Raw genomic sequence first — 21,526 nt, 5'->3', positions numbered from 1 at the left:
CCGCGGCGGCCCGCCTCGGCGCGGCCGAGGTGACCGTGGTGGCCCGACGCCCGGAGGCGATCGAGGAGCTGCGGCCCGTGGCCCGCGCCGTCGACGTGCCGCTGGCCGGGGCGGACTGGGACGGCGACCCGGCGCATGCCCGGGCCGACGTGGTGATCTCCACCGTGCCGAAGGGGGTGGCCGACCCGCTGGCGGAGAACTTCGACTGGCGGCCGGCGACGGTCTTCTTCGACGTGCTCTACGACCCGTGGCCGACGCCGCTGGCCGCCGCCGCGCTGGCCGCTGGCTGCCGGGTGGTCTCCGGGCTGGACCTGCTGCTGGCTCAGGCGGTCGGCCAGTTCGAGCAGTTCACCGGGGTGCCCGCGCCCCGGGACGCGATGGCCGCCGCGCTCGCCGGCGCCCGCCGTACCGGCTGACCGGCCCTGCTCCGCCGCGCGGTCGACCCGCGTCGGACGCCCCGCTCGGCTGCTCCACGGACCTCGCGTCCGTAGGGCGGGACGCGACGGGCGGAGCGCCGCAACCGCCACCGGGCGTGACAGACTGACCGCTGTGTTGCGCTGGCTGACTGCAGGTGAATCGCACGGACCCGCCCTCGTCGCGATGCTGGAGGGGCTGCCCGCCGGGATCGAGGTGACCACCCGGGAGATCTCCGCCGAGCTGGCCCGCCGCCGGCTCGGCTACGGCCGCGGTGCCCGGATGTCGTTCGAGCAGGACGAGGTCGAGATCATCGGTGGGCTCCGGCACGGGGTCACCCTGGGCAGCCCGGTGGCGATCCGGGTGGGCAACTCGGAGTGGCCGAAGTGGCGCACCGTGATGGCCGCCGACCCGGTGGACCCGGAGGAACTGGCCGGGCAGGCCCGCAACGCTCCGCTCACCCGCCCCCGGCCGGGCCACGCCGACCTGGCCGGCATGCAGAAGTACGGCCACACCGACGCCCGGCCGATCCTGGAGCGGGCCAGCGCCCGGGAGACGGCGGCCCGGGTGGCCGTCGGCGCCGTGGCCAAGGCCCTGGTCAAGCAGGCCCTCGGCATCGACATCGTCTCCCATGTGGTGGAGCTGGGCCCGGTCGCCGCGAAGCCCGGGCTGCGCCCCACCCCGGAGGACGCCGAGCGGATCGACGCCGACCCGCTGCGCTGCCTCGACCCGGAGGCGAGCGCCCGGATGGTCGCCGAGGTCGACGCCGCGAAGAAGGCCGCCGACACGCTGGGCGGCGTCGTGGAGGTGCTGGCGTACGGGGTCCCGCCGGGTCTCGGCAGCCACGTCCAGTGGGACCGCAAGCTCGACGCCCGGCTCGCCACCGCGCTGATGTCCATTCAGGCCATCAAGGGCGTGGAGATCGGCGACGGCTGGCAGCAGGCCCGGTCCCGGGGTTCCGAGGCGCACGACGAGATCCTGCCCACCGCCACCGGGGTGCGGCGGGTGACCGACCGGGCCGGCGGCCTGGAGGGGGGAATCACCACCGGCGAGCCGCTGCGGGTGAAGGCCGCGATGAAGCCGATTTCCTCGCTGAACCGGCCGCTCGCCACGATCGACGTCACCACCGGTGAGCCGGCCACCGCGATCAACCAGCGCTCCGACGTCTGCGCGGTGCCCGCCGCCGCCGTGGTCGCCGAGGCGATGGTGGCCCTCGTGCTCGCCGAGGCGGCGGTGGAGAAGTTCGGCGGCGACTCGGTCGCCGAGATGCGCCGCAACCTCGCCGGCTACCTCGACGCGCTGGTGATCAAATGAGTGCGCGGCCGGTCTGCGTGCTGGTCGGGGCGCCGGGCTCGGGCAAGACCACCGTCGGGCAGGCGCTCGCCGCCGCGCTGGGCGTGGAGTTCCGCGACACGGATCTCGACATCGAGCAGCTCGCCGGCAAGCCGATCCCGGAGATCTTCATCGACGAGGGGGAGGCGCACTTTCGTACCCTCGAACGGGCTGCGGTGGCGGCGGCGCTGGCCTCCTGCGGCGGGGTGCTCGCCCTCGGCGGCGGTGCGATCCTCGCCGAGGAGAACAGGGCCGCGCTGATCGGGCACACCGTGGTGCACCTGTCGGTGGAGCTGCCCGACGCGGTGAAGCGGGTCGGCCTGGGTGCCGGCCGTCCGCTGCTGGCGATCAACCCGCGGGCCACCCTCAAACACCTGATGGAGCAGCGCCGCCCGCTCTACGCCGAGGTGGCCACCGCCACCGTCGTCACCGACGGGCGGACTCCCGAGGAGATCGCGACCGAGATCGCCGCCCTGCTCAAGCCGTGAGCCGGCTCGGCCTCGCCACGGAGTGGACATTCGCCGCCTCGGCATCGCCTGCTGGATTAGGCTGCCCGCGATGGACGAGGTGACCCGGATTCCGGTCGGCGGCGAGCGGCCGTACGACGTGCTGGTCGGACGCGATCTGCTCAACCCGCCGCCGCGGCTGCTGCCCGGCGCCGAGCGGGTGGCGGTGCTGCACGCGCCGCCCCTGAAGGGCCTGGCCGACACGCTGGCCGAGCAGGTGCGCGCGGTCGGCGTCGATCCGCTGCTGATCGAGGTGCCGGACGCCGAGGCGGGGAAGCGGATCGAGGTCGCCGCGGCCTGCTGGGACCGGCTCGGTGCGGCCGGGTTCACCCGTACCGACGCGGTGGTCGGCATCGGCGGCGGCGCGGTGACCGACCTGGCCGGCTTCGTCGCGGCGTGCTGGCTGCGCGGGGTGCGCTGGGTGCCGGTGGCCACCTCGCTGCTCGGCATGGTGGACGCCGCGGTGGGGGGCAAGACCGGGATCAACACCGCCGCCGGCAAGAACCTGGTCGGCGCCTTCCATCCGCCCGCCGGGGTGATCTGCGACCTGGCCACCCTGGACAGCCTGCCGGCGGCCGACCTGGCCGCCGGGATGGCGGAGGTGGTCAAGTGCGGGTTCATTGCCGACCCGGTGATCCTCGACCTGGTCGAGCGGGACCCGGCCGCGGCCCTGGATCCGACGGGGCCGGTGGCCCGGGAGCTGATCGAGCGAGCCATTCGGGTCAAGGCCGACGTGGTCTCCGGCGACCTGCGCGAATCCGGGGTACGGGAGGTGCTGAACTACGGCCACACCCTGGCCCACGCGATCGAGAAGGTCGAGGGCTACCGGTGGCGGCACGGGCACGCCGTCTCCGTGGGGCTGGTGTACGCCGGCACCCTGGCCCGGCTCGCCGGCCGGCTGGACGCGGCGACGGCGGAGCGGCACCGCAGCACGATGGCCGCGCTCGGCCTGCCGACCAGCTACCGCGCCGACGCGTGGCCGCAGCTCCTCGCGGCGATGCGGGTCGACAAGAAGGCTCGGGGCAGCCGGCTGCGTTTCGTGGTGCTGGACGGGCTGGCCCGGCCGGCGATCCTGGAGGGCCCGGACGACGAGCTGCTGCACGCCGCGTACCGGGAGATCAGCTCGTGAGGGTGTACGTGCTCAACGGCCCCAACCTGGGGCGGCTCGGCACCCGCCAGGTCGACGTCTACGGGGTGACCAGCTACGCCGACCTGGTCGAGATGTGCGCCGAGACCGGCCGGGAGCTGGGCCTGGACGTCGTCGTCCGGCAGACCGACGCGGAGCACGAGCTGCTCGGCTGGCTGCACCAGGCGGCCGACGAGGGGGCGGCGGTGGTGCTCAACCCGGCCGCCTGGTCGCACTACTCGATCGCGGTGCGGGACGCCTGCGCCATGCTGCGCGCGCCCCTGGTCGAGGTGCACATCTCCAACATCCACGCCCGGGAGGAGTTCCGGCACCACTCGGTGGTGTCGGCGGTGGCGACCGGGGTGATCTGCGGGCTGGGCGTGGACGGCTACCGGCTGGCGCTGCACCACCTCGCCACCCGCCTCGCGGCGACCGACTGAGCCGCCGGCGAGCTGCTCCCGTCACGCTCCGTAACGGTGATCTCGGACGGTTGTGGCCCGGTTGGAGGCTTTGCTCTGCTGCCCCGGCCGCAACATCACCGCTGAGCTGCGGTTAGAAGCCTGCCCGCGGTCAGGGCGGCCCGCCTTCCGCTCACACCCCGTGACTGTTGCGTCGGCGGCAGCAGAGCAAAGGGGGTGCACCGGGTGACGGAAGGGGGGCGGGAGTGCGGATCACCGGCCGCCGGTCCCCGTCAGCGGCGGAGCTGTCGATTCGACACAGCTGTAGACTTGCCAGGTCTGTCCGCCAAATGATGATCAAGGCAGGAAATGGCCACCACCAACGACCTCAAGAACGGCCTGGTACTCAACCTCGACGGGGAGCTCTGGTCCGTCGTCGAGTTCCAGCACGTCAAGCCCGGTAAGGGTGGCGCCTTCGTGCGCACCACGCTGAAGAACGTGCTGTCCGGCAAGGTGGTCGACAAGACCTTCAACGCGGGCACCAAGGTCGAGACCGCGACCGTCGACAAGCGCACTATGCAGTACCTCTACGCCGACGGCGAGGACTACGTCTTCATGGATCTGGAGACCTTCGACCAGATCACCGTCCCCGGCGGCACCGTCGGCGAGGCCGCCAACTACCTCCTCCCCGAGGCCGAGGCGACCGTCGCCACCCACGAGGGTCTCCCGCTCTACATCGAGCTGCCCACCTCCGTCGTGCTGGAGGTCACCTACACCGAGCCCGGCCTGCAGGGCGACCGGTCGACCGGCGGCAACAAGCCGGCCACCGTCGAGACCGGCGCGACCGTGCAGGTGCCGCTCTTCATCACCACCGGCGAGAAGATCAAGGTCGACACCCGCGACGGCCGTTACCTCGGCCGCGCCTGATGGCCGAGGGTCCCAAGCAGCAGATGCCGGCGCGCCGCAAGGCGCGCAAGCGGGCGCTGGACGTGCTCTTCGAGGCCGACCTGCGGGACCGGCCCCCGGTCGAGGTGCTCGCCGGCTACATCGAGCGGATCGAGAAGCCCCGCCCGGAGCACCTGGGCTACGCGGTCAGCCTGGTCGAGGGCGTCGCGCAGCACCTCGACCGGATCGACGAGCTGATCGCCAGCTACGCCGAGGGCTGGACGCTGGACCGGATGCCGGTGGTCGACCGTAACCTCGCCCGGATCGCGGTCTACGAGCTGCTCTACGTCGACGACATCGACGACGCGGTGGCGATCAGCGAGGCGGTGGAGCTGGCCCGGCAGATGTCGACCGACGACTCGCCGCGCTTCCTCAACGGGGTCCTCGGCCGGATCGCCGAGTACGCCACCCGCTGAGTGCACCCCGTACGACGAGAAAGGGCCCGTGCCGGACGGCACGGGCCCTTTCTCGTAGCGCGAGTGGTCAGGACGCGAAGAACGCCCGCGGGTCGGCGACCAGCACACCGTGCTCGGTGAGCCGCTCGATCAGGCCCGACGGCGAGGCGTCGTAGACGATCGCCAGCGCGCGCAGGTCGTCGGCGCGGATCGAGAGCACCCGGCCGTTGTAGTCACCGCGCTGCTGCTGGATGGCCCGGGCGTACCGGGCGACGTAGGCGAGGTCCTCGGAGGCCTCGTCGTAGAGCCGCTCCAGGTCCAGGACGATCTTGCTGGTGGGCTCGTGGCGCACCCCACTGCCGTCGGGCAGCAGCTCCGAGACGGGAACGCGGTAGAAGTCGGCCAGCTCCGCCAGGCGGGACACGGTGACGGCCCGGTCGCCGCGCTCGTACGAGCCGACCACCACGGCCTTCCACCGCCCGTTCGACTTCTCCTCCACACCCTGCAGGGACAGGCCCTGCTGCTGGCGGATGGAGCGCAGGCGGGCGCCCAGCGACTTGGCGTATTCAGAGGGCATTCGGACACTCCCAGTGCTGCTCGGGGTTCTCCCAGCTATCGCTACGGAGCGTGACGGTACGGGGATTGCGAGACCTGGTCAAGTGGTCGTCACATGGACCTTCGGGAGCACTGGGGGAGTTGTCCGCATTTACCACCCTGGTCCGGGGGCAGTACCAGCGGCGATCACCCCGGTGACCGCTGGTAACGTGGCGTGAAGCCCCGGCCCGGACCGCCCGCGGTCCGCCCGGAGGTGCCAGACGTCCTTTAACGACCCGTCCCGTGAGGCGGGGAAGGAGGTCCGCCGTGGCCTACCCACCGGCTGCCCAGTCGTCGCCGCCGCGACAACCCTCGGTGAAGGTGATCCTCGCCGCCGCCGACGTGTCCCGCGTGGTCGACCGCATCGCCCACCAGATCCTGGAGAAGACCCAGGGCGCCGCCGACACCGTGCTGCTCGGCATTCCCACCCGGGGTGCCCCGCTGGCGAAGCGCCTCGCCGCCCGGATCAGCACCTTCGAGGACGTCACCGTCCCGGTCGGCGTGCTCGACATCACCCTCTACCGCGACGACCTGCGCCGGCACGCCACCCGCGCGGTCGGCCCCACCGAACTTCCCCCGGGCGGGATCGACGGTAAGCGGGTCATCCTCGTCGACGACGTGCTCTTCTCCGGTCGTACCGTGCGGGCCGCGCTGGACGCGCTCAACGACGTCGGCCGCCCCGCCTCCGTGCAGCTCGCCGTCCTGGTCGACCGCGGCCACCGCGAGCTGCCCATCCGGGCCGACTACGTCGGCAAGAACATCCCGACCGCGCTCGCCGAGAGCGTCAAGGTCACCCTCGCCGAGACCGACGGCGCCGACGAGGTCAAGCTGTACGGGGGGAGCCCCTCATGATCCGGCACCTGCTCTCCGGGGCCGACCTCGACGCGGCCACCGCCACTCAGATCCTGGACACCGCCGCGGAGATGGCCACCGTCGCCGGCCGCGAGGTCAAGAAGCTGCCCGCACTGCGCGGCCGGACCGTGGTGAACCTCTTCTACGAGGACTCCACCCGGACCCGGATCTCCTTCGAGGCGGCCGCCAAGCGGCTCAGCGCCGACGTGATCAACTTTTCCGCCAAGGGTTCCAGCGTGGCCAAGGGCGAGAGCCTGAAGGACACCGCGCTCACCCTGCAGGCGATGGGCGCGGACGCGGTGGTCGTCCGGCACCCCGCCTCCGGTGCGCCGCACCGGCTGGCCAACTGGGTCGCCGGCTCGGTGGTCAACGCCGGTGATGGCACCCACGAGCACCCCACCCAGGCGCTGCTCGACGCGTACACGATGCGCTCCCGGCTCGGCCGCCTCGCCGGCCTGCACGTGGCGATCGTCGGCGACGTGCTGCACTCCCGGGTGGCCCGCTCCAACGTGCTGCTGCTCTCCACCCTCGGCGCCAAGGTCACCCTGGTCGGCCCGCCGACGCTGATCCCGGTGGACATCTCGCCCGCGCTCGCCCCGGGCACCGACGTCTCGTACGACCTCGACGCCGTGCTGCCCAACGTCGACGTGGTGATGATGCTGCGGGTGCAGCGGGAACGGATGAACGACTCCTACTTCCCCTCCGCCCGCGAGTACGCCCGCCGCTACGGCCTGGACGGCCCGCGGATGGGCCGGCTGCCGGAGCACGCGATCGTCATGCACCCCGGCCCGATGAACCGCGGCATGGAGATCACGCCCGAGGTCGCCGACTCGCCCCGCTCCACCATCGTCGAACAGGTCGCCAACGGGGTCTCCGTGCGGATGGCCGTCCTCTACCTGCTGCTCGGAGGGAACAACCGGTGACCGCGTACCTGATCAAGAGCGTGAGCGTGGTCGGCGCGGCGCCGACCGACCTGCTGATCCGCGACGGCGTCGTGGCGGAGACCGGCGCCGGGCTCACCGCCCCGGACGCCACGGTGGTCGACGGCACCGGGCTGGTCGCCCTGCCCGGCCTCGTCGACCTGCACACCCACCTGCGCGAGCCCGGCCGGGAGGACGCCGAGACCGTCGAGTCCGGCTCCCGGGCGGCCGCGCTCGGCGGGTACACGGCGGTCTGCGCGATGGCCAACACCTCCCCGGTCGCCGACACCGCCGGGGTGGTCGAGCAGGTGTGGCGGCTCGGCCGGGAGGCCGGGCTGGTCGACGTGCAGCCGATCGGTGCGGTCACCGTCGGGCTGGCCGGCGAGCGCCTGGCGGAGCTGGGCGCGATGGCCGACTCGGCGGCCCGGGTGCGGATCTTCTCCGACGACGGGCACTGCGTCGCCGACCCGAAGCTGATGCGCCGGGCCCTGGAGTACGTCAAGGCGTTCGACGGGGTGATCGCCCAGCACGCGGAGGAGCCCCGGCTCACCGAGGGCGCGCAGATGCACGAGGGCGAGGTCTCCACCCGCCTCGGCCTGACCGGCTGGCCGGCGGTCGCCGAGGAGGCGATCATCGCCCGGGACGTGCTGCTGGCCGAGCACGTCGGCAGCCGGCTGCACGTCTGCCACGTCTCCACCGCCGGCAGCGTCGAGGTGCTGCGGCACGCCAAGGCCCGCGGGGTGAAGGTCACCGCCGAGGTGACCCCGCACCACCTGCTGCTCACCGACGCCAAGGCGGAGACCTACGATCCGGTCTACAAGGTCAACCCGCCGCTGCGCACCGCCACCGACATCGCCGCCCTGCGCGCCGCGCTGGTCGAGGGCGTGATCGACATCATCGCCACCGACCACGCCCCGCACGCCGTGGAGGACAAGGAGTGCGAGTGGGCGTACGCCCGGCCGGGCATGCTCGGGCTGGAGACGGCGCTGTCGATCGCGCTCGACGTGCTCGGCCCGCAGTGGGACCTGATCGCCGAGCGGATGTCCCGCGCCCCGGCCCGGATCGCCGGCTTGGAGGGGCACGGCCTCGACCCGGCCCCCGGCGTCCCGGCCAACCTGACCCTGGTCGACCCGACCGCCCGCCGCACCATCGAGCCGGCGGAACTGGCCAGCCGCAGCCGCAACACCCCGTACGCCCGCATGACGCTGCCGGGTCGCATCGTGGCGACCTTCCTGCGCGGCGAGCCGACGGTCCTGGACGGAAAGGCAGTCAAGTGACCCGCAGACGTTCCGCGATCCTCGTTCTCGAGGACGGTCGGACTTTCCACGGCGAGGCGTACGGCAGCGTCGGGGAGACCTTCGGCGAGGCGGTCTTCAACACCGGCATGACCGGCTACCAGGAGACCCTGACCGACCCGTCCTACCACCGCCAGGTGGTGGTGCAGACCGCGCCGCACATCGGCAACACCGGCGTCAACGAAGAGGACGACGAGTCGGCCGGGATCTGGGTCGCCGGCTACGTGGTCCGCGACCCGGCCCGGATCGGCTCCAACTGGCGGGCCACCGGCGGGCTGGAGGACCGGCTGGCCGCCGAGGGCGTGGTCGGCATCAGCGGCGTCGACACCCGGGCCCTCACCCGGCACCTGCGCGAGCGCGGCGCGATGCGGGTGGGCATCTCCAGCGTCGACGACGACCCGCGGGCCCTGCTCGCCCGGGTACGCCAGTCGCCGCAGATGGTCGGTGCGGACCTCTCCGCCGCGGTGACCACCGAGAAGCCGTACGTCGTCGAGGCGCAGGGCCCGCACCGGTTCACCGTCGCCGCGCTCGACCTGGGCATCAAGCGCAACGTCCCGCGCCGGCTCGCTGCCCGTGGGGTCACCACCCACGTGCTGCCGGCCGGCTCCACCATCGACGACCTGCTGGCCACCGGCGCCGACGCGGTCTTCTTCTCGCCCGGCCCGGGTGACCCGGCCACCGCCGACGGACCGGTCGCGCTGGCGCAGGAGGTGCTGCGGCGCCGGATCCCGCTCTTCGGCATCTGCTTCGGCAGCCAGATTCTCGGCCGGGCGCTGGGCTTCGGCACCTACAAGCTCGGCTACGGCCACCGGGGCATCAACCAGCCGGTGCTCGACCGGGCCACCGGCAAGGTCGAGGTGACCAGCCACAACCACGGCTTCGCCGTGCAGGTGCCGGGGGCGGGGCAGGGCGCGGTCGTCCCGGATCAGGTGATCGAGACCGAGTTCGGCGGCGTCCAGGTGTCGCACGTCTGCCTCAATGACAACGTGGTCGAGGGGCTGCGGGCCAAGGACGTGCCCGCCTTCACCGTTCAGTACCACCCGGAGGCGGCGGCCGGCCCGCACGACGCGGACTACCTGTTCGACCGCTTCGCCGAGCTCATCGAAGGCGGTAAGAATGCCTAAGCGCAGCGATCTCAAGCACATCCTGGTGATCGGCTCCGGGCCGATCGTGATCGGGCAGGCCTGCGAGTTCGACTACTCCGGGACCCAGGCCTGTCGCGTGCTGCGCAGCGAGGGGATCCGGGTCAGCCTGGTCAACTCCAACCCGGCGACCATCATGACCGACCCCGAGTTCGCCGACGCCACGTACGTCGAGCCGATCACCCCGGAGTTCGTCGAGCTGGTCATCGCCAAGGAGCGCCCGGACGCGCTGCTGCCGACCCTCGGCGGGCAGACCGCGCTGAACACGGCGGTCGCCCTGCACGAGGCCGGCGTCCTGGAGAAGTACGGCGTCGAGCTGATCGGCGCCAACATCGAGGCGATCAACCGAGGCGAGGACCGCCAGCTCTTCAAGGACATCGTCGCCAAGGCCGGCGTACGGCTGGGCCTGGACGACCCGGCCGGCCTGGTGCCCCGGTCCCGGGTCTGCCACTCGATGGCCGAGGTCGAGGAGACCGCCGCCGACCTGGGCCTGCCGGTGGTGATCCGGCCGTCGTTCACCATGGGCGGCCTGGGCTCCGGCATGGCGCACACCGACGAGGACCTGCGCCGGATCGCCGGCGCCGGGCTGGCCGCCAGCCCGGTGCACGAGGTCCTCATCGAGGAGAGCGTGCTCGGCTGGAAGGAGTACGAGCTCGAGCTCATGCGCGACCGCCACGACAACGTGGTGGTGGTCTGCTCCATCGAGAACGTCGACCCGATGGGCGTGCACACCGGCGACAGCGTGACCGTGGCGCCGGCCATGACGCTGACCGACCGGGAGTACCAGAACCTGCGGGACCTGGGCATCGCGGTGCTGCGCGAGGTCGGGGTGGACACCGGCGGCTGCAACATCCAGTTCGCGGTGAACCCGGCCGACGGCCGGATCGTCGTGATCGAGATGAATCCGCGGGTGTCCCGGTCCTCGGCGCTGGCGTCGAAGGCCACCGGCTTCCCGATCGCGAAGATCGCCGCGAAGCTGGCCATCGGCTACACCCTGGACGAGATCCCGAACGACATCACGCTGAAGACGCCGGCGGCGTTCGAGCCGACGCTCGACTACGTGGTGGTGAAGATCCCCCGGTTCGCGTTCGAGAAGTTTCCCGGCGCGGACCCGGAGCTGACCACCACGATGAAGTCGGTCGGCGAGGCGATGAGCCTCGGGCGCAACTTCACCGAGGCGCTGAACAAGGCCATGCGCTCGATGGAGACGAAAGCAGCCGGATTCTGGACTGTGCCGGATGAGGTCGTCGCTGCCGCGACGGGCGCCGACCCGGCCGGTGTGACGAAGGAGAACACCCTCGCCGCGCTGAAGACGCCGCACGACGGCCGGCTCTACACCGTCGAACGGGCGCTGCGCCTGGGCGCCTCGATCGCCGAGGTCGCCGCCGCGTCCGGCGGAATGGACCCGTGGTTCCTGGACCAGATCGCCGCGCTGGTGGAGCTGCGTCAGGAGATCGTGGACGCCCCGGTGCTCGACGCCGACCTGCTGCGTCGGGCGAAGCGGGCCGGCCTGTCCGACCGGCAGCTCGCCGCGCTCCGGCCGGAGCTGGCCGCCGAGGACGGCGTCCGTACGCTGCGGCACCGGCTCGGCGTCCGGCCGGTCTACAAGACGGTGGACACCTGCGCCGCCGAGTTCGAGGCGACCACGCCGTACCACTACTCCACGTACGACCAGGAGACCGAGGTCGCGCCGTCGGACCGGCCCAAGGTGCTCATCCTGGGTTCCGGGCCGAACCGGATCGGGCAGGGCATCGAGTTCGACTACTCCTGCGTGCACGCGGTGATGGCGTTGCGGGAGGTCGGCTTCGAGACCGTCATGGTCAACTGCAACCCCGAGACCGTCTCCACCGACTACGACACCGCCGACCGGCTCTACTTCGAGCCGCTGACCTTCGAGGACGTGCTGGAGGTCTGGCACGCCGAGGACACCGCCGGCAGGGCGGCCGGCGGGCCGGGCGTGGTCGGGGTGATCGTGCAGCTCGGCGGCCAGACCCCGCTGGGCCTGGCGCAGCGGCTCAAGAACGCCGGCGTGCCGGTGGTGGGCACCTCCCCGGAGTCGATCCACCTGGCCGAGGAGCGGGGCGCGTTCGGGGCGGTGCTGGCCCGGGCCGGCCTGCGCGCCCCGGCGCACGGCATGGCCACCTCGTACGACGAGGCGAAGGCGATCGCCGACGACATCGGGTACCCGGTGCTGGTCCGGCCGTCGTACGTGCTCGGCGGGCGGGGCATGGAGATCGTCTACGACGACGCCACGTTGCGCGACTACATCGGCCGGGCCACCGACATCTCGCCGGACCACCCGGTGCTGGTGGACCGCTTCCTGGACGACGCCATCGAGATCGACGTGGACGCGCTCTGCGACGCCGACGGCGAGGTGTACCTCGGCGGGGTGATGGAGCACATCGAGGAGGCCGGCATCCACTCCGGCGACTCGTCCTGCGCGCTGCCGCCGATCACCCTGGCCGGGTCGCACCTGGCCCAGGTGCGCCGCTACACCGAGGCGATCGCCAAGGGCGTCGGCGTGCGGGGCCTGCTCAACGTCCAGTACGCCCTCAAGGACGACATGCTCTACGTGCTGGAGGCGAACCCGCGGGCCTCGCGTACCGTGCCGTTCGTCTCCAAGGCCACCGCGGTGCCGCTGGCCAAGGCGGCGGCCCGGATCGCGCTCGGCGCCACCATCGCCGAGCTGCGTGCCGAGGGGATGCTCCCGCCGACCGGCGACGGCGGCACGATGCCGGTGGACGCGCCGATCGCGGTGAAGGAGGCGGTGCTGCCGTTCAAGCGGTTCCGCACCCCGTCCGGCAAGGGCATCGACGTGCTGCTCGGTCCGGAGATGAAGTCCACCGGCGAGGTGATGGGCATCGACACGAACTTCGGGCACGCCTTCGCCAAGTCGCAGTCCGCCGCGTACGGGTCGCTGCCGACCGCCGGGAAGATCTTCGTCTCGGTGGCGAACCGCGACAAGCGCGGCATGATCTTCCCGATCAAGCGCCTGGCCGACCTGGGCTTCGAGATCGTCGCCACCACCGGCACCGCCGAGGTGCTGCGCCGGCACGGCATCGCCTGCGAGCAGATCCGCAAGCACTACGAGTCGGGCGAGGGTGAGGACGCGGTGTCGCTGATCCTCGGCGGCGACGTCGCGCTGGTGGTGAACACCCCGCAGGGCTCGGGCGCGAGCGCCCGCTCCGACGGGTACGAGATCCGCAGCGCGGCGGTGACCGCGGACATCCCGTGCATCACCACCGTGCCCGGCGCGGCGGCGGCGGTGATGGGCATCGAGGCCCGCATCCGCGGCGACATGCGCGTGCGCCCCCTCCAGGAGCTGCACGCCGCCCTGCGAGCCGGCGAGTGACCGCCGGCTCCGCTGTGATGATCATGAGGCTGGCGGTGGGATCGGAGCTCGACATCGCCGCCAACTCCAGGATCGACGGGGCTCGGCGTCGGGGGAGGGCAGCGTGATCTTCGAGCGGGTGGTGCGGCCTCGGCTGTTCCGGATGGGGGGCGGGGACGCGGAGGCGGCGCACGAGTGGACGCTGGACCGGTTGGCGGGCATCTCCCGGCGGCCGGCGCTGCTGGCGGCGCTGCGGGCGCGGTATCTCCACCGGGCGCCGCGCACGGTGTTCGGGGTGGAGTTCCCGAACCCGGTGGGGCTGGCCGCCGGGATGGACAAGAACGGGGTCGCGCTGCCGGCCTGGCCGGCGCTGGGCTTCGGCTTCGTCGAGGTCGGCACGGTCACCGCGCACGCCCAGCCGGGCAACCCCCGGCCGCGGCTGTTCCGGCTGCGGGACAGCGAGGCCGTGGTCAACCGGATGGGCTTCAACAACGCCGGCGCCGAGGCCCTCGCGGCCCGGCTGGCGGCGCTGCCGCGCCCGATCGGCGTACCGCTGGGCATCTCGCTCGGCAAATCCAAGATCACTCCGCTGGACGAGGCGGTCGAGGACTACCTGACCTCCTACCGGGCGCTGCGGGAGCACGGCGACTACTTCGCGGTCAACGTCTCCTCGCCGAACACCCCGGGCCTGCGGTCGCTGCAGGACCGGTCCCACCTGGACGCGCTGCTCGCGGCGCTGGTGGGGGAGAAGCCCGTGCTGGTGAAGATCGCCCCGGACCTGACCGAGCCGGCCATCGCCGAGCTGCTGGAGGTCTGCCTGGCCCGGGGTGCGGCCGGCATCATCGCCACCAACACCACCCTGGCCCGGGACGGCCTCGCCCCCGCCGACCGGGAGCGCGGCGCCGAGACGGGCGGACTCTCCGGTCGCCCGCTCGCGGCACGCTCCCGCGAGGTGGTCGCGTTCGTGCACCGGGAGACCGGCGGGCGGCTGCCGGTGATCGGCGTCGGCGGCATCCTCGACCCGGACGACGCGGCCCGGATGTTCGATGCCGGCGCCAGCCTGGTGCAGCTCTACACCGGCTTCATCTACCGCGGCCCGGCCCTGGTCCGCGCGGTCGCCCGCGCGGCGGCGGCCGCTCCGGCACCGGGTCTGGCCGTCCACCGGTGACCCCCCGCAGCGCCCACTGAGGACCACGAGCGCGCGACAACCACGACGCACCGGAGGAGCGCCGATGACACCCGAGGAGATCCTCGCCGCCGACCGGGCGCACGTCTGGCACCCGTACGCGGCGCTGCCGCCGGCCAGCCCGCCCTACGTGGTGGAGAGCGCCCGGGGCGTACGACTGCGGTTGGCCGACGGCCGGGAGCTGGTCGACGGGATGTCCTCCTGGTGGGCGGCGATCCACGGCTACCGCCACCCGGTGCTCGACGCCGCCGTCACCGACCAGCTCGGCCGGATGAGCCACGTGATGTTCGGCGGGCTCACCCACGAGCCCGCGGTACGCCTGGCCGGCACCCTGGTCGAGCTGGCCCCCGACGGCCTGGAACACGTCTTCCTCGCCGACTCCGGCTCGGTGAGCGTCGAGGTCGCGGTGAAGATGTGCCTGCAGTTCCAACGGGCCACCGGGCGGCCGGAACGCCGCCGGCTGGGCACCTGGCGGGGCGGCTACCACGGGGACACCTTCCACCCGATGAGCGTCTGCGACCCGGAGGGCGGCATGCACCACCTCTGGGGCGACGTGCTGCCCCGGCAGGTCTTCGCGCCCGTGCCGCCGGGCGGTTTCGACACCCCGCCCGACCCGGCGTACGAGGCGGCCCTGGTCGACGCGGTCGAGCGGCACGCCGACGAGCTGGCGGCGGTGATCGTCGAGCCGGTGGTCCAGGGCGCCGGCGGGATGCGCTTCCACCACCCGCACTACCTGCGGGTGCTGCGTGAGGTGACCCGGGCGCACGGGATCCTGTTGATCTTCGACGAGATCGCCACCGGCTTCGGCCGGACCGGCCGGATGTTCGCCGCCGAGCACGCCGGGGTCATCCCGGACGTGCTCTGTGTGGGGAAGGCGTTGACCGGCGGCTACCTGACCCTGGCCGCGGCGCTCTGCACCCCGGAGATCGCCCGCGGCATCTCGGCGGCCGGGGTGCTCGCCCATGGCCCCACCTTCATGGGCAATCCACTGGCCTGCGCGGTCGCCAACGCCTCCATCGACCTGCTGCGGGCCGGTGACTGGGCAGCCGAGGTGTCCAGGGTGGGCGCCGGGCTGCGGGCCGGCCTGGAGCCGCTGCGCGGCGCACCGGGGGTGGTGGACGTGCGGGTGCTCGGTGCAATCGGCGTGGTCCAGCTCGACCACGAGGTGAACCTGCCCCGGGCCACCGCGGCGGCGGTGGCGCAGGGGGTCTGGCTGCGCCCGTTCCGCGATCTGATCTACGCCATGCCGCCGTACGTCACCGACGACGCGGACGTGGCCCGGATTGCCGCCGGGATCGAGGCGGCGGTCAAGGCCGGCTGAGCGGCCGCCGGCGGCCCGGCCGACGGGACCGCGGTGGCGAACGAGCGGCGGCGTCCACCGTCGTACGGAGCGCGGCGCGGACCGCGCGGAGAAGAGGGAGAGACGTGGCGATGGAGAGCTTCGGCGCCCGCCTGCACCGGGCCGTGGCCGAGCGGGGACCACTCTGCGTGGGCATCGACCCGCACCCCGGTCTGCTGGCCCGTTGGGGGCTGTCCGACGACGTCCAGGGGCTTGATTCGTTCACCCGGACAGTCGTGGACGCCCTCGGTGACCGGGTTGCGGTGGTCAAGCCTCAGTCGGCCTTTTTCGAGCGGTTCGGATCCCGGGGCGTCGAGATTCTTGAGTCAACTATCCGACAGTTGCGCGATGCGGGCTCGCTCGTTCTGCTTGACGTCAAGCGCGGCGACATCGGTTCCACGGTCAGCGCGTACGCCTCGGCGTACCTCGATCCATCCAGCCCGCTGTATGTCGATGCCGTGACGGCCAGCCCCTACCTCGGGGTCGGATCGCTCGCGCCGATGTTCGAGTCGGCCGCCACGCACGGCGGCGGGGTCTTCGTCCTGGCGCTCACCTCCAACCCGGAGGGCGCCGCCGTGCAGCGCGCCGTCGCCGCCGACGGGCGGACCGTCGCGCAGACCGTGATCGACGAGATTTCCCAGCTCAACAGGGGTGCCGAGCCGCTCGGCAGCTTCGGGCTGGTGGTCGGCGCGACGATCGGCGACACCGGCCACGACCTCTCCGCCGTGAACGGTCCGCTGCTCGCTCCGGGGCTCGGCGCGCAGGGCGGCACGGCGGCGGATCTGCGCACGGTCTTCGGCTCCAGCCTCCCGTCGGTGCTGCCCTCGTACTCCCGTGAGGTGCTGGGCGCCGGCCCCGACGTAGCCGCCCTGCGGGCGGCCGCGGAGCGGGTGCTGGCCGACTGCCGACGGGTCCTGACCAGCCCGTGACCGGCTGACGGGTCGGTCACTTTCCGTTCATGATTGCGCGTCCACGTTGCCGAAAACTCCGTTGACCGCTAGTTTTCCCCGCGCTGGGAACCACGGACCCCTTTGGTTGCCAGCGACACCACGTTTCACAGAAGCGGCGGTGCACCCCGCCCGCCGCGTTAGGGACCTGAGGAGAACTGGTGCCGCTCCCGTCACTGACCCCCGAACAGCGCGCTGCCGCGCTGGAGAAGGCCGCGGAGATCCGCAAGGCCCGTGCTGAGCTCAAGGAGCAGCTCAAGCAGGGCAAGACCACCCTCGCCACCGTCCTCGAGCGGGCCGAGTCCGACGATGTCGTCGGCAAGCTGAAGGTTTCGGCCGTGCTGCAGGCGATGCCGGGCATCGGCAAGATCCGGGCCACCCAGATCATGGAGAAGCTCAAGATCGCCGACAGCCGCCGGCTGCGCGGCCTGGGCGAGCAGCAGCGCAAGGCTCTGCTTGGAGAGTTCGCCGCCAACTGAACGCCGCAACGTGTAGAAACAAGCGGTGAGCACGGATGACGAGGCGCGCCCGGCGGCTCGGCTCACTGTCCTCGCCGGACCTTCGGGTGCCGGCCGGGAGAGTGTCGTCGAGCTGGTCCGGGCGCGTTTTCCGTCCGTCCGGGTGCCGGTGACCGCCACCACCCGGCCGCCCCGCCCCGGCGAGGTGGACGGCGTCCACCGGCTCTTCCTGAGCCCGGCCGAGTTCGACCGGATGATCGCCGCGGACGAGCTGCTGGAGTGGAGCCGGATCGGCCCGTACCGGCGGGGCGTGCCGCGCGCGGGGATCCGGGTCCCGCTGGCGGCCGGTCACCCGGTGCTGCTGCCGCTGGACCTGCCCGGCGCGCTGGCGGTCCGGGCCGCCGCGCCGGACGTGCAGCTGGTGCTCCTCGCCCCGCCGTCCTACCGGCCGGACCCGACCGTCGCGGACGCCTTCGCACACACCGTGCGTCACGACCGTGCCGAGCGGGCGGCCGACGAGCTGGTAGGATTGATCGGTTCTTCCTTCCTGGCTCCGGCCCAACCGCGCCCGAGCGGTTGAGAGACGCAGAGGTTAATTCGTGGGATCCATCGCCACCAATCCCGAAGGCATCACCAACCCGCCGATCGACGAGCTCCTCGAGAAGACGGACTCGAAGTACGCGCTGGTGATCTTCGCTGCCAAGCGCGCGCGCCAGATCAACGCCTACTACAGCCAGCTCGGTGAGGGCCTGCTGGAGTACGTCGGCCCGCTCGTGGAGACCACTCCGCAGGAGAAGCCACTCTCCATCGCCATGCGCGAGATCAACGCCGGTCTGCTCACCGCCGAGCCGACCGACCAGCCGTAACCCCGCCCGCGTCGATGTCCGCCGAGATCGTCCTCGGGGTCGGCGGCGGCATCGCCGCCTACAAGGCGTGTGAGCTGCTCCGGCTCTTCACCGAGTCGGGCCACCGGGTCCGCGTCGTGCCGACCGCGTCGGCGCTCCGCTTCGTCGGAGCGCCGACCTGGGCCGCACTCTCCGGCCAGCCGGTCGCCGACGACGTCTGGTCCGACGTGCACGAGGTGCCGCACGTCCGCCTCGGTCAGCACGCCGACCTGGTGGTGGTGGCTCCGACGACGGCCGACCTGCTCGCCAAGGCCGCCCACGGCCTCGCGGACGACCTGCTCACCAACACCCTGCTGACCGCCCGCTGCCCGGTCCTGCTCGCCCCGGCGATGCACACCGAGATGTGGGAGCATCCGGCCACGGTCGCCAACGTCGCGACCCTGCGGTCCCGGGGCGTCCGGGTGATCGAGCCCGCCGTCGGTCGGCTCACCGGCGCGGACACCGGCAAGGGCCGACTGCCCGACCCGGCCGAGATCTTCGCGGTCGCCCGCCGCGCGCTCGCCCGGGGCGTCGCCGCCCCGGCCGACCTCACCGGCCGGCACGTCGTGGTCACCGCCGGCGGCACCCGCGAGCCGCTGGACCCGGTCCGGTTCCTCGGCAACCGCTCCTCCGGCAAGCAGGGGTACGCCTTCGCCCGCGCGGCCGTCGCCCGGGGCGCCCGGGTCACCCTGATCTCCGCCAACGTGGCGCTCGCCGACCCGGCCGGCGTCGACCTGATCCGGGTCGGCACCACCGAGGAGCTGCGCAAGGCCACCCTGGAGGCGGCCGCCGACGCGGACGCCGTGGTGATGGCGGCGGCTCCCGCCGATTTCCGTCCCGCGACGTACGCACCTGGCAAAATCAAGAAGTCGGACGACGGCAGCGCACCCACGATCGAGCTGGTGACCAACCCGGACATCGCCGCCGAGCTGGGTCAGCGCCGTCGGCCGGAGCAGGTCCTCGTGGTGTTCGCCGCCGAGACCGGAGACGCCGAGGCCAACGGCCGGGCAAAGCTCGCCCGCAAGCGGGCGGACCTCATCGTCATCAACGAGGTCGGTCCGGACAAGGTCTTCGGCGCCGAGACCAACGCGGCGACCGTCATCGGCGCGGACGGCTCGGTGCACGCCATGCCGGAGCGGTCCAAGGAGGACCTCGCCGACGGCGTCTGGGACCTCGTGGTGGCCCGGCTGCCCGGCCGTTCCTGACGGCTGGAACCGGGCACGACCGAGGAGCCCGGCCCCGGACACCGATGACTAGACTGCCGCGGAACGACTTTTCAAAAGCTTAGGAGTGCCGTGACACGCCGCCTCTTCACTTCCGAATCGGTCACGGAAGGCCACCCCGACAAGATCGCCGACCAGATCAGCGACGGCATCCTCGACGCCCTGCTCGCCCAGGACCCGCACAGCCGGGTCGCGGTCGAGACCCTGATCACCACGGGCCAGGTGCACGTCGCCGGTGAGGTGACCACGAAGGCGTACGCCGACATCCCGACCATCGTCCGGGACACCATCCTGGAGATCGGGTACGACTCGTCGAAGAAGGGCTTCGACGGCGCTTCCTGCGGGGTCAGCGTCTCCATCGGCGCCCAGTCCCCGGACATCGCGCAGGGCGTCGACAACGCCTTCGAGCTGCGTACCGGGTCGTCGGAGAGCGCGCTGGACGCGCAGGGCGCCGGCGACCAGGGCATGATGTTCGGCTTCGCCTGCTCGGAGACGCCCGAGCTGATGCCGCTGCCGATCGCCCTGGCGCACCGGCTGGCCCGCCGGCTCGCCCAGGTGCGCAAGGACGGCACCATCCCGTACCTGCGCCCGGACGGCAAGACCCAGGTGACCATCGAGTACGAGGGGCTGCGCCCGGTCCGGCTGAACACCGTGGTGGTCTCCAGCCAGCACGCCGCGGACATCTCGCTGGACTCGCTGCTCACCCCGGACGTGCGCGAGCACGTCATCACGCCCGAGCTGGAAAATCTCGGCCTGGACACCGAGGGCTACCGGCTGCTGGTCAACCCGACCGGGCGGTTCGAGATCGGCGGCCCGATGGGCGACGCCGGCCTCACCGGTCGGAAGATCATCGTCGACACCTACGGCGGGTACGCCCGGCACGGCGGCGGTGCCTTCTCCGGCAAGGATCCGTCGAAGGTGGACCGCTCGGCCGCGTACGCGATGCGCTGGGTGGCCAAGAACGTGGTCGCCGCCGGTCTGGCCGAGCGCTGCGAGGCGCAGGTCGCGTACGCGATCGGCAAGGCGCACCCGGTCAGCCTCTTCATCGAGACCTTCGGCACCGAGACCGTGCCGGTCACCTCGATCGAGAAGGCCGTCACCGAGGTCTTCGACCTGCGCCCGGCCGCCATCATCCGGGACCTCAACCTGCTCCGCCCGATCTACCAGCAGACCGCCGCGTACGGCCACTTCGGCCGCGAGCTGCCGGACCTGACCTGGGAGGGCACCGACCGGGCCGCCGACCTCAAGTCGGCCGCGGGAGCCTGACCGGCACCAGGCGTAGCGACCGGCGACCCGCCGAAGGGTCGCCGGTCGCTCGCGTCTGCGTGGACGTGCCCCTGGCGCACCTCGACCGCCCCTTCGACTACCTGGTCCCCGCCGAGCTGGACGCCGAGGCGGTCCCCGGGGTCCGGGTGAAGGTGCGCTTCGCCGGTCAGCTCGTCGACGGCTGGCTGCTGGAACGGGCCGACGACTCCGGGCACACCGGGCGGCTGGCGTACCTGGAGAAGGTGGTCTCCGCCGAGCCGGTGCTCGCGCCGGAGATCGCCCGGCTGGCCCGGGCGGTCGCCGACCGGTACGCCGGCAGTCTCGCCGACGTGCTGCGGCTGGCCGTCCCGCCCCGGCATGCCCGGGTCGAGAAGGAGGGGCGCGGCGAGCCGGTGGAGCCCACGGCGGCGGGGGAGCGGGTTGTCGATCCGCGCGGGTGGCGGGACTATCCGGCCGGGCCGGCGTACCTGCGGGCGCTCACCAACGGGCGGGCGCCCCGCGCGGTCTGGTCGGCGCTGCCGGGGGAGGACTGGGCCGACCGGTACGCCGACGCCGTCACCGCCACCGTCGCCGGTGGCCGGGGAGCGGTCGTCGTGGTGGCCGACGCCCGGGACCTGGACCGGCTCGACGCCGCGCTGACCGCCACGCTCGGGACGGGACGGCACGTCTGCCTCACCGCCGCGCTCGGACCGGCGCGCCGCTACCGGGCCTTCCTCGCCGCCCGGCGCGGTGACGTGCCGGTGGTGATCGGCACCCGGGCGGCGATGTTCGCCCCGGTCGACCGGCTCGGCCTGGTGGCGATCTGGGACGACGGGGACGACCTGCACGCCGAGCCGCGGGCGCCGTACCCGCACGCCCGGGAGGTGCTGCTCACCCGCGCCCAGCTCGGCGAGGCGGCCGCCCTGGTCGGCGGGTACGCCCGTACGGCCGAGGCGCAGCTGCTGGTGGAGACCGGCTGGGCCCGGGAGGTGGT

Annotated in this window: 22 protein-coding genes; 21 read left to right on the top strand and 1 reads right to left on the bottom strand. The window is 72.7% G+C overall.

Annotation, left to right across the window (positions count from 1 at the left end):
* From DKL51_RS24585 to nusB, 7 genes are all read left to right on the top strand, one after another.
* Positions 1-416: Rossmann-fold NAD(P)-binding domain-containing protein (locus DKL51_RS24585; protein WP_498070941.1), on the top strand; the 416-nt coding region annotated here is incomplete at its 5' end.
* 133 nt (positions 417-549) lie between these two features.
* A complete protein-coding gene (gene aroC, locus DKL51_RS24580) occupies positions 550-1,728 on the top strand; it encodes a chorismate synthase (RefSeq protein WP_109945575.1) in 1,179 nt (392 codons plus the stop codon).
* Positions 1,725-2,234, top strand: a complete 510-nt coding sequence (locus DKL51_RS24575) for a shikimate kinase (RefSeq protein ID WP_109945574.1) — start codon at positions 1,725-1,727, stop codon at positions 2,232-2,234. The genes aroC and DKL51_RS24575 overlap by 4 nt, the downstream gene beginning before the upstream one ends.
* Before the next feature lie 70 nt (positions 2,235-2,304).
* On the top strand, positions 2,305-3,381 hold the full coding sequence (gene aroB, locus DKL51_RS24570; RefSeq protein ID WP_109945573.1) for a 3-dehydroquinate synthase: 1,077 nt from the start codon (positions 2,305-2,307) through the stop codon (positions 3,379-3,381).
* Positions 3,378-3,818, top strand: a complete 441-nt coding sequence (gene aroQ / locus DKL51_RS24565) for a type II 3-dehydroquinate dehydratase (RefSeq protein ID WP_109945572.1) — start codon at positions 3,378-3,380, stop codon at positions 3,816-3,818. Before aroB ends, aroQ begins: the two co-directional genes overlap by 4 nt.
* A gap of 327 nt (positions 3,819-4,145) precedes the next feature.
* Positions 4,146-4,703 carry an elongation factor P gene (efp, locus tag DKL51_RS24560; protein WP_109945571.1) on the top strand — a complete coding sequence of 186 codons (558 nt, stop codon included), beginning with the start codon at positions 4,146-4,148 and terminating at the stop codon, positions 4,701-4,703.
* A 23-nt stretch (positions 4,704-4,726) separates the two neighbouring features.
* On the top strand, positions 4,727-5,137 hold the full coding sequence (nusB, locus tag DKL51_RS24555; RefSeq protein ID WP_185734911.1) for a transcription antitermination factor NusB: 411 nt from the start codon (positions 4,727-4,729) through the stop codon (positions 5,135-5,137).
* A gap of 67 nt (positions 5,138-5,204) precedes the next feature.
* On the opposite strand, the gene bldD is transcribed toward nusB, so the two are convergent.
* The gene (gene bldD, locus DKL51_RS24550) at positions 5,205-5,693 is read right to left on the bottom strand and encodes a transcriptional regulator BldD (RefSeq protein ID WP_013285505.1); all 489 of its coding nucleotides are present in this window, start codon (positions 5,691-5,693) and stop codon (positions 5,205-5,207) included.
* Positions 5,694-5,977: 284 nt separating this feature from the next.
* Between bldD and pyrR the strand changes: the two genes are divergently transcribed.
* The 14 genes from pyrR to DKL51_RS24480 form a co-directional block, all read left to right on the top strand.
* Positions 5,978-6,562 carry a bifunctional pyr operon transcriptional regulator/uracil phosphoribosyltransferase PyrR gene (gene pyrR / locus DKL51_RS24545; RefSeq protein WP_109945569.1) on the top strand — a complete coding sequence of 195 codons (585 nt, stop codon included), beginning with the start codon at positions 5,978-5,980 and terminating at the stop codon, positions 6,560-6,562.
* Positions 6,559-7,485 (top strand): aspartate carbamoyltransferase catalytic subunit, encoded by a 927-nt coding sequence (locus DKL51_RS24540; protein ID WP_109945568.1) that lies wholly within the window; start codon positions 6,559-6,561, stop codon positions 7,483-7,485. Before pyrR ends, DKL51_RS24540 begins: the two co-directional genes overlap by 4 nt.
* Positions 7,482-8,759, top strand: coding sequence for a dihydroorotase (locus DKL51_RS24535; RefSeq protein ID WP_109945567.1), 1,278 nt, complete (start codon positions 7,482-7,484; stop codon positions 8,757-8,759). Before DKL51_RS24540 ends, DKL51_RS24535 begins: the two co-directional genes overlap by 4 nt.
* Positions 8,756-9,901 (top strand): glutamine-hydrolyzing carbamoyl-phosphate synthase small subunit, encoded by a 1,146-nt coding sequence (carA, locus tag DKL51_RS24530; RefSeq protein WP_109945566.1) that lies wholly within the window; start codon positions 8,756-8,758, stop codon positions 9,899-9,901. The genes DKL51_RS24535 and carA overlap by 4 nt, the downstream gene beginning before the upstream one ends.
* Positions 9,894-13,271, top strand: coding sequence for a carbamoyl-phosphate synthase large subunit (gene carB, locus DKL51_RS24525; protein WP_109945565.1), 3,378 nt, complete (start codon positions 9,894-9,896; stop codon positions 13,269-13,271). Before carA ends, carB begins: the two co-directional genes overlap by 8 nt.
* Before the next feature lie 103 nt (positions 13,272-13,374).
* Positions 13,375-14,418, top strand: coding sequence for a quinone-dependent dihydroorotate dehydrogenase (locus tag DKL51_RS24520; RefSeq protein ID WP_109945564.1), 1,044 nt, complete (start codon positions 13,375-13,377; stop codon positions 14,416-14,418).
* A gap of 64 nt (positions 14,419-14,482) precedes the next feature.
* A complete protein-coding gene (locus DKL51_RS24515) occupies positions 14,483-15,757 on the top strand; it encodes an adenosylmethionine--8-amino-7-oxononanoate transaminase (protein ID WP_109945563.1) in 1,275 nt (424 codons plus the stop codon).
* Between the two features lie 110 nt (positions 15,758-15,867).
* Positions 15,868-16,704 (top strand): orotidine-5'-phosphate decarboxylase, encoded by an 837-nt coding sequence (gene pyrF / locus DKL51_RS24510; RefSeq protein WP_109945576.1) that lies wholly within the window; start codon positions 15,868-15,870, stop codon positions 16,702-16,704.
* Between the two features lie 179 nt (positions 16,705-16,883).
* Complete coding sequence (gene mihF, locus DKL51_RS24505) at positions 16,884-17,201, top strand: integration host factor, actinobacterial type (RefSeq protein ID WP_013285515.1); 318 nt, start codon at positions 16,884-16,886, stop codon at positions 17,199-17,201.
* 25 nt (positions 17,202-17,226) lie between these two features.
* Positions 17,227-17,760, top strand: a complete 534-nt coding sequence (locus tag DKL51_RS24500) for a nucleoside/nucleotide kinase family protein (RefSeq protein ID WP_109945562.1) — start codon at positions 17,227-17,229, stop codon at positions 17,758-17,760.
* A gap of 19 nt (positions 17,761-17,779) precedes the next feature.
* Positions 17,780-18,046, top strand: coding sequence for a DNA-directed RNA polymerase subunit omega (gene rpoZ / locus DKL51_RS24495; protein WP_109945561.1), 267 nt, complete (start codon positions 17,780-17,782; stop codon positions 18,044-18,046).
* A gap of 14 nt (positions 18,047-18,060) precedes the next feature.
* Positions 18,061-19,269, top strand: a complete 1,209-nt coding sequence (gene coaBC / locus DKL51_RS24490) for a bifunctional phosphopantothenoylcysteine decarboxylase/phosphopantothenate--cysteine ligase CoaBC (RefSeq protein ID WP_109945560.1) — start codon at positions 18,061-18,063, stop codon at positions 19,267-19,269.
* Between the two features lie 90 nt (positions 19,270-19,359).
* Complete coding sequence (gene metK / locus DKL51_RS24485) at positions 19,360-20,553, top strand: methionine adenosyltransferase (RefSeq protein WP_109945559.1); 1,194 nt, start codon at positions 19,360-19,362, stop codon at positions 20,551-20,553.
* Between the two features lie 59 nt (positions 20,554-20,612).
* A partial coding sequence (locus DKL51_RS24480) for a primosomal protein N' family DNA-binding protein (protein WP_498070940.1) occupies positions 20,613-21,526 on the top strand: 914 nt, incomplete at its 3' end.

This window comes from Micromonospora globispora (genome assembly GCF_003857015.1).
In the GTDB taxonomy this organism is placed as follows: domain Bacteria; phylum Actinomycetota; class Actinomycetes; order Mycobacteriales; family Micromonosporaceae; genus Micromonospora; species Micromonospora globispora.
The sequence above is the reverse complement of the archived record's forward strand: the minus strand, read 5'-3'. Positions and strand labels throughout refer to the sequence as shown.

Excerpts from the sequence above, each read along its gene's own strand:
- DKL51_RS24575 (WP_109945574.1), top strand. The coding sequence starts at position 1,725 with ATGAGTGCGCGGCCGGTCTGCGTGCTGGTCGGGGCGCCGGGCTCGGGC.
- aroB (WP_109945573.1), top strand. The coding sequence starts at position 2,305 with ATGGACGAGGTGACCCGGATTCCGGTCGGCGGCGAGCGGCCGTACGAC.
- efp (WP_109945571.1), top strand. The coding sequence starts at position 4,146 with ATGGCCACCACCAACGACCTCAAGAACGGCCTGGTACTCAACCTCGAC.
- nusB (WP_185734911.1), top strand. The coding sequence starts at position 4,727 with ATGCCGGCGCGCCGCAAGGCGCGCAAGCGGGCGCTGGACGTGCTCTTC.
- bldD (WP_013285505.1), bottom strand. The coding sequence starts at position 5,693 with ATGCCCTCTGAATACGCCAAGTCGCTGGGCGCCCGCCTGCGCTCCATC.
- DKL51_RS24540 (WP_109945568.1), top strand. The coding sequence starts at position 6,559 with ATGATCCGGCACCTGCTCTCCGGGGCCGACCTCGACGCGGCCACCGCC.
- carB (WP_109945565.1), top strand. The coding sequence starts at position 9,894 with ATGCCTAAGCGCAGCGATCTCAAGCACATCCTGGTGATCGGCTCCGGG.
- DKL51_RS24515 (WP_109945563.1), top strand. The coding sequence starts at position 14,483 with ATGACACCCGAGGAGATCCTCGCCGCCGACCGGGCGCACGTCTGGCAC.
- pyrF (WP_109945576.1), top strand. The coding sequence starts at position 15,868 with ATGGAGAGCTTCGGCGCCCGCCTGCACCGGGCCGTGGCCGAGCGGGGA.
- coaBC (WP_109945560.1), top strand. The coding sequence starts at position 18,061 with ATGTCCGCCGAGATCGTCCTCGGGGTCGGCGGCGGCATCGCCGCCTAC.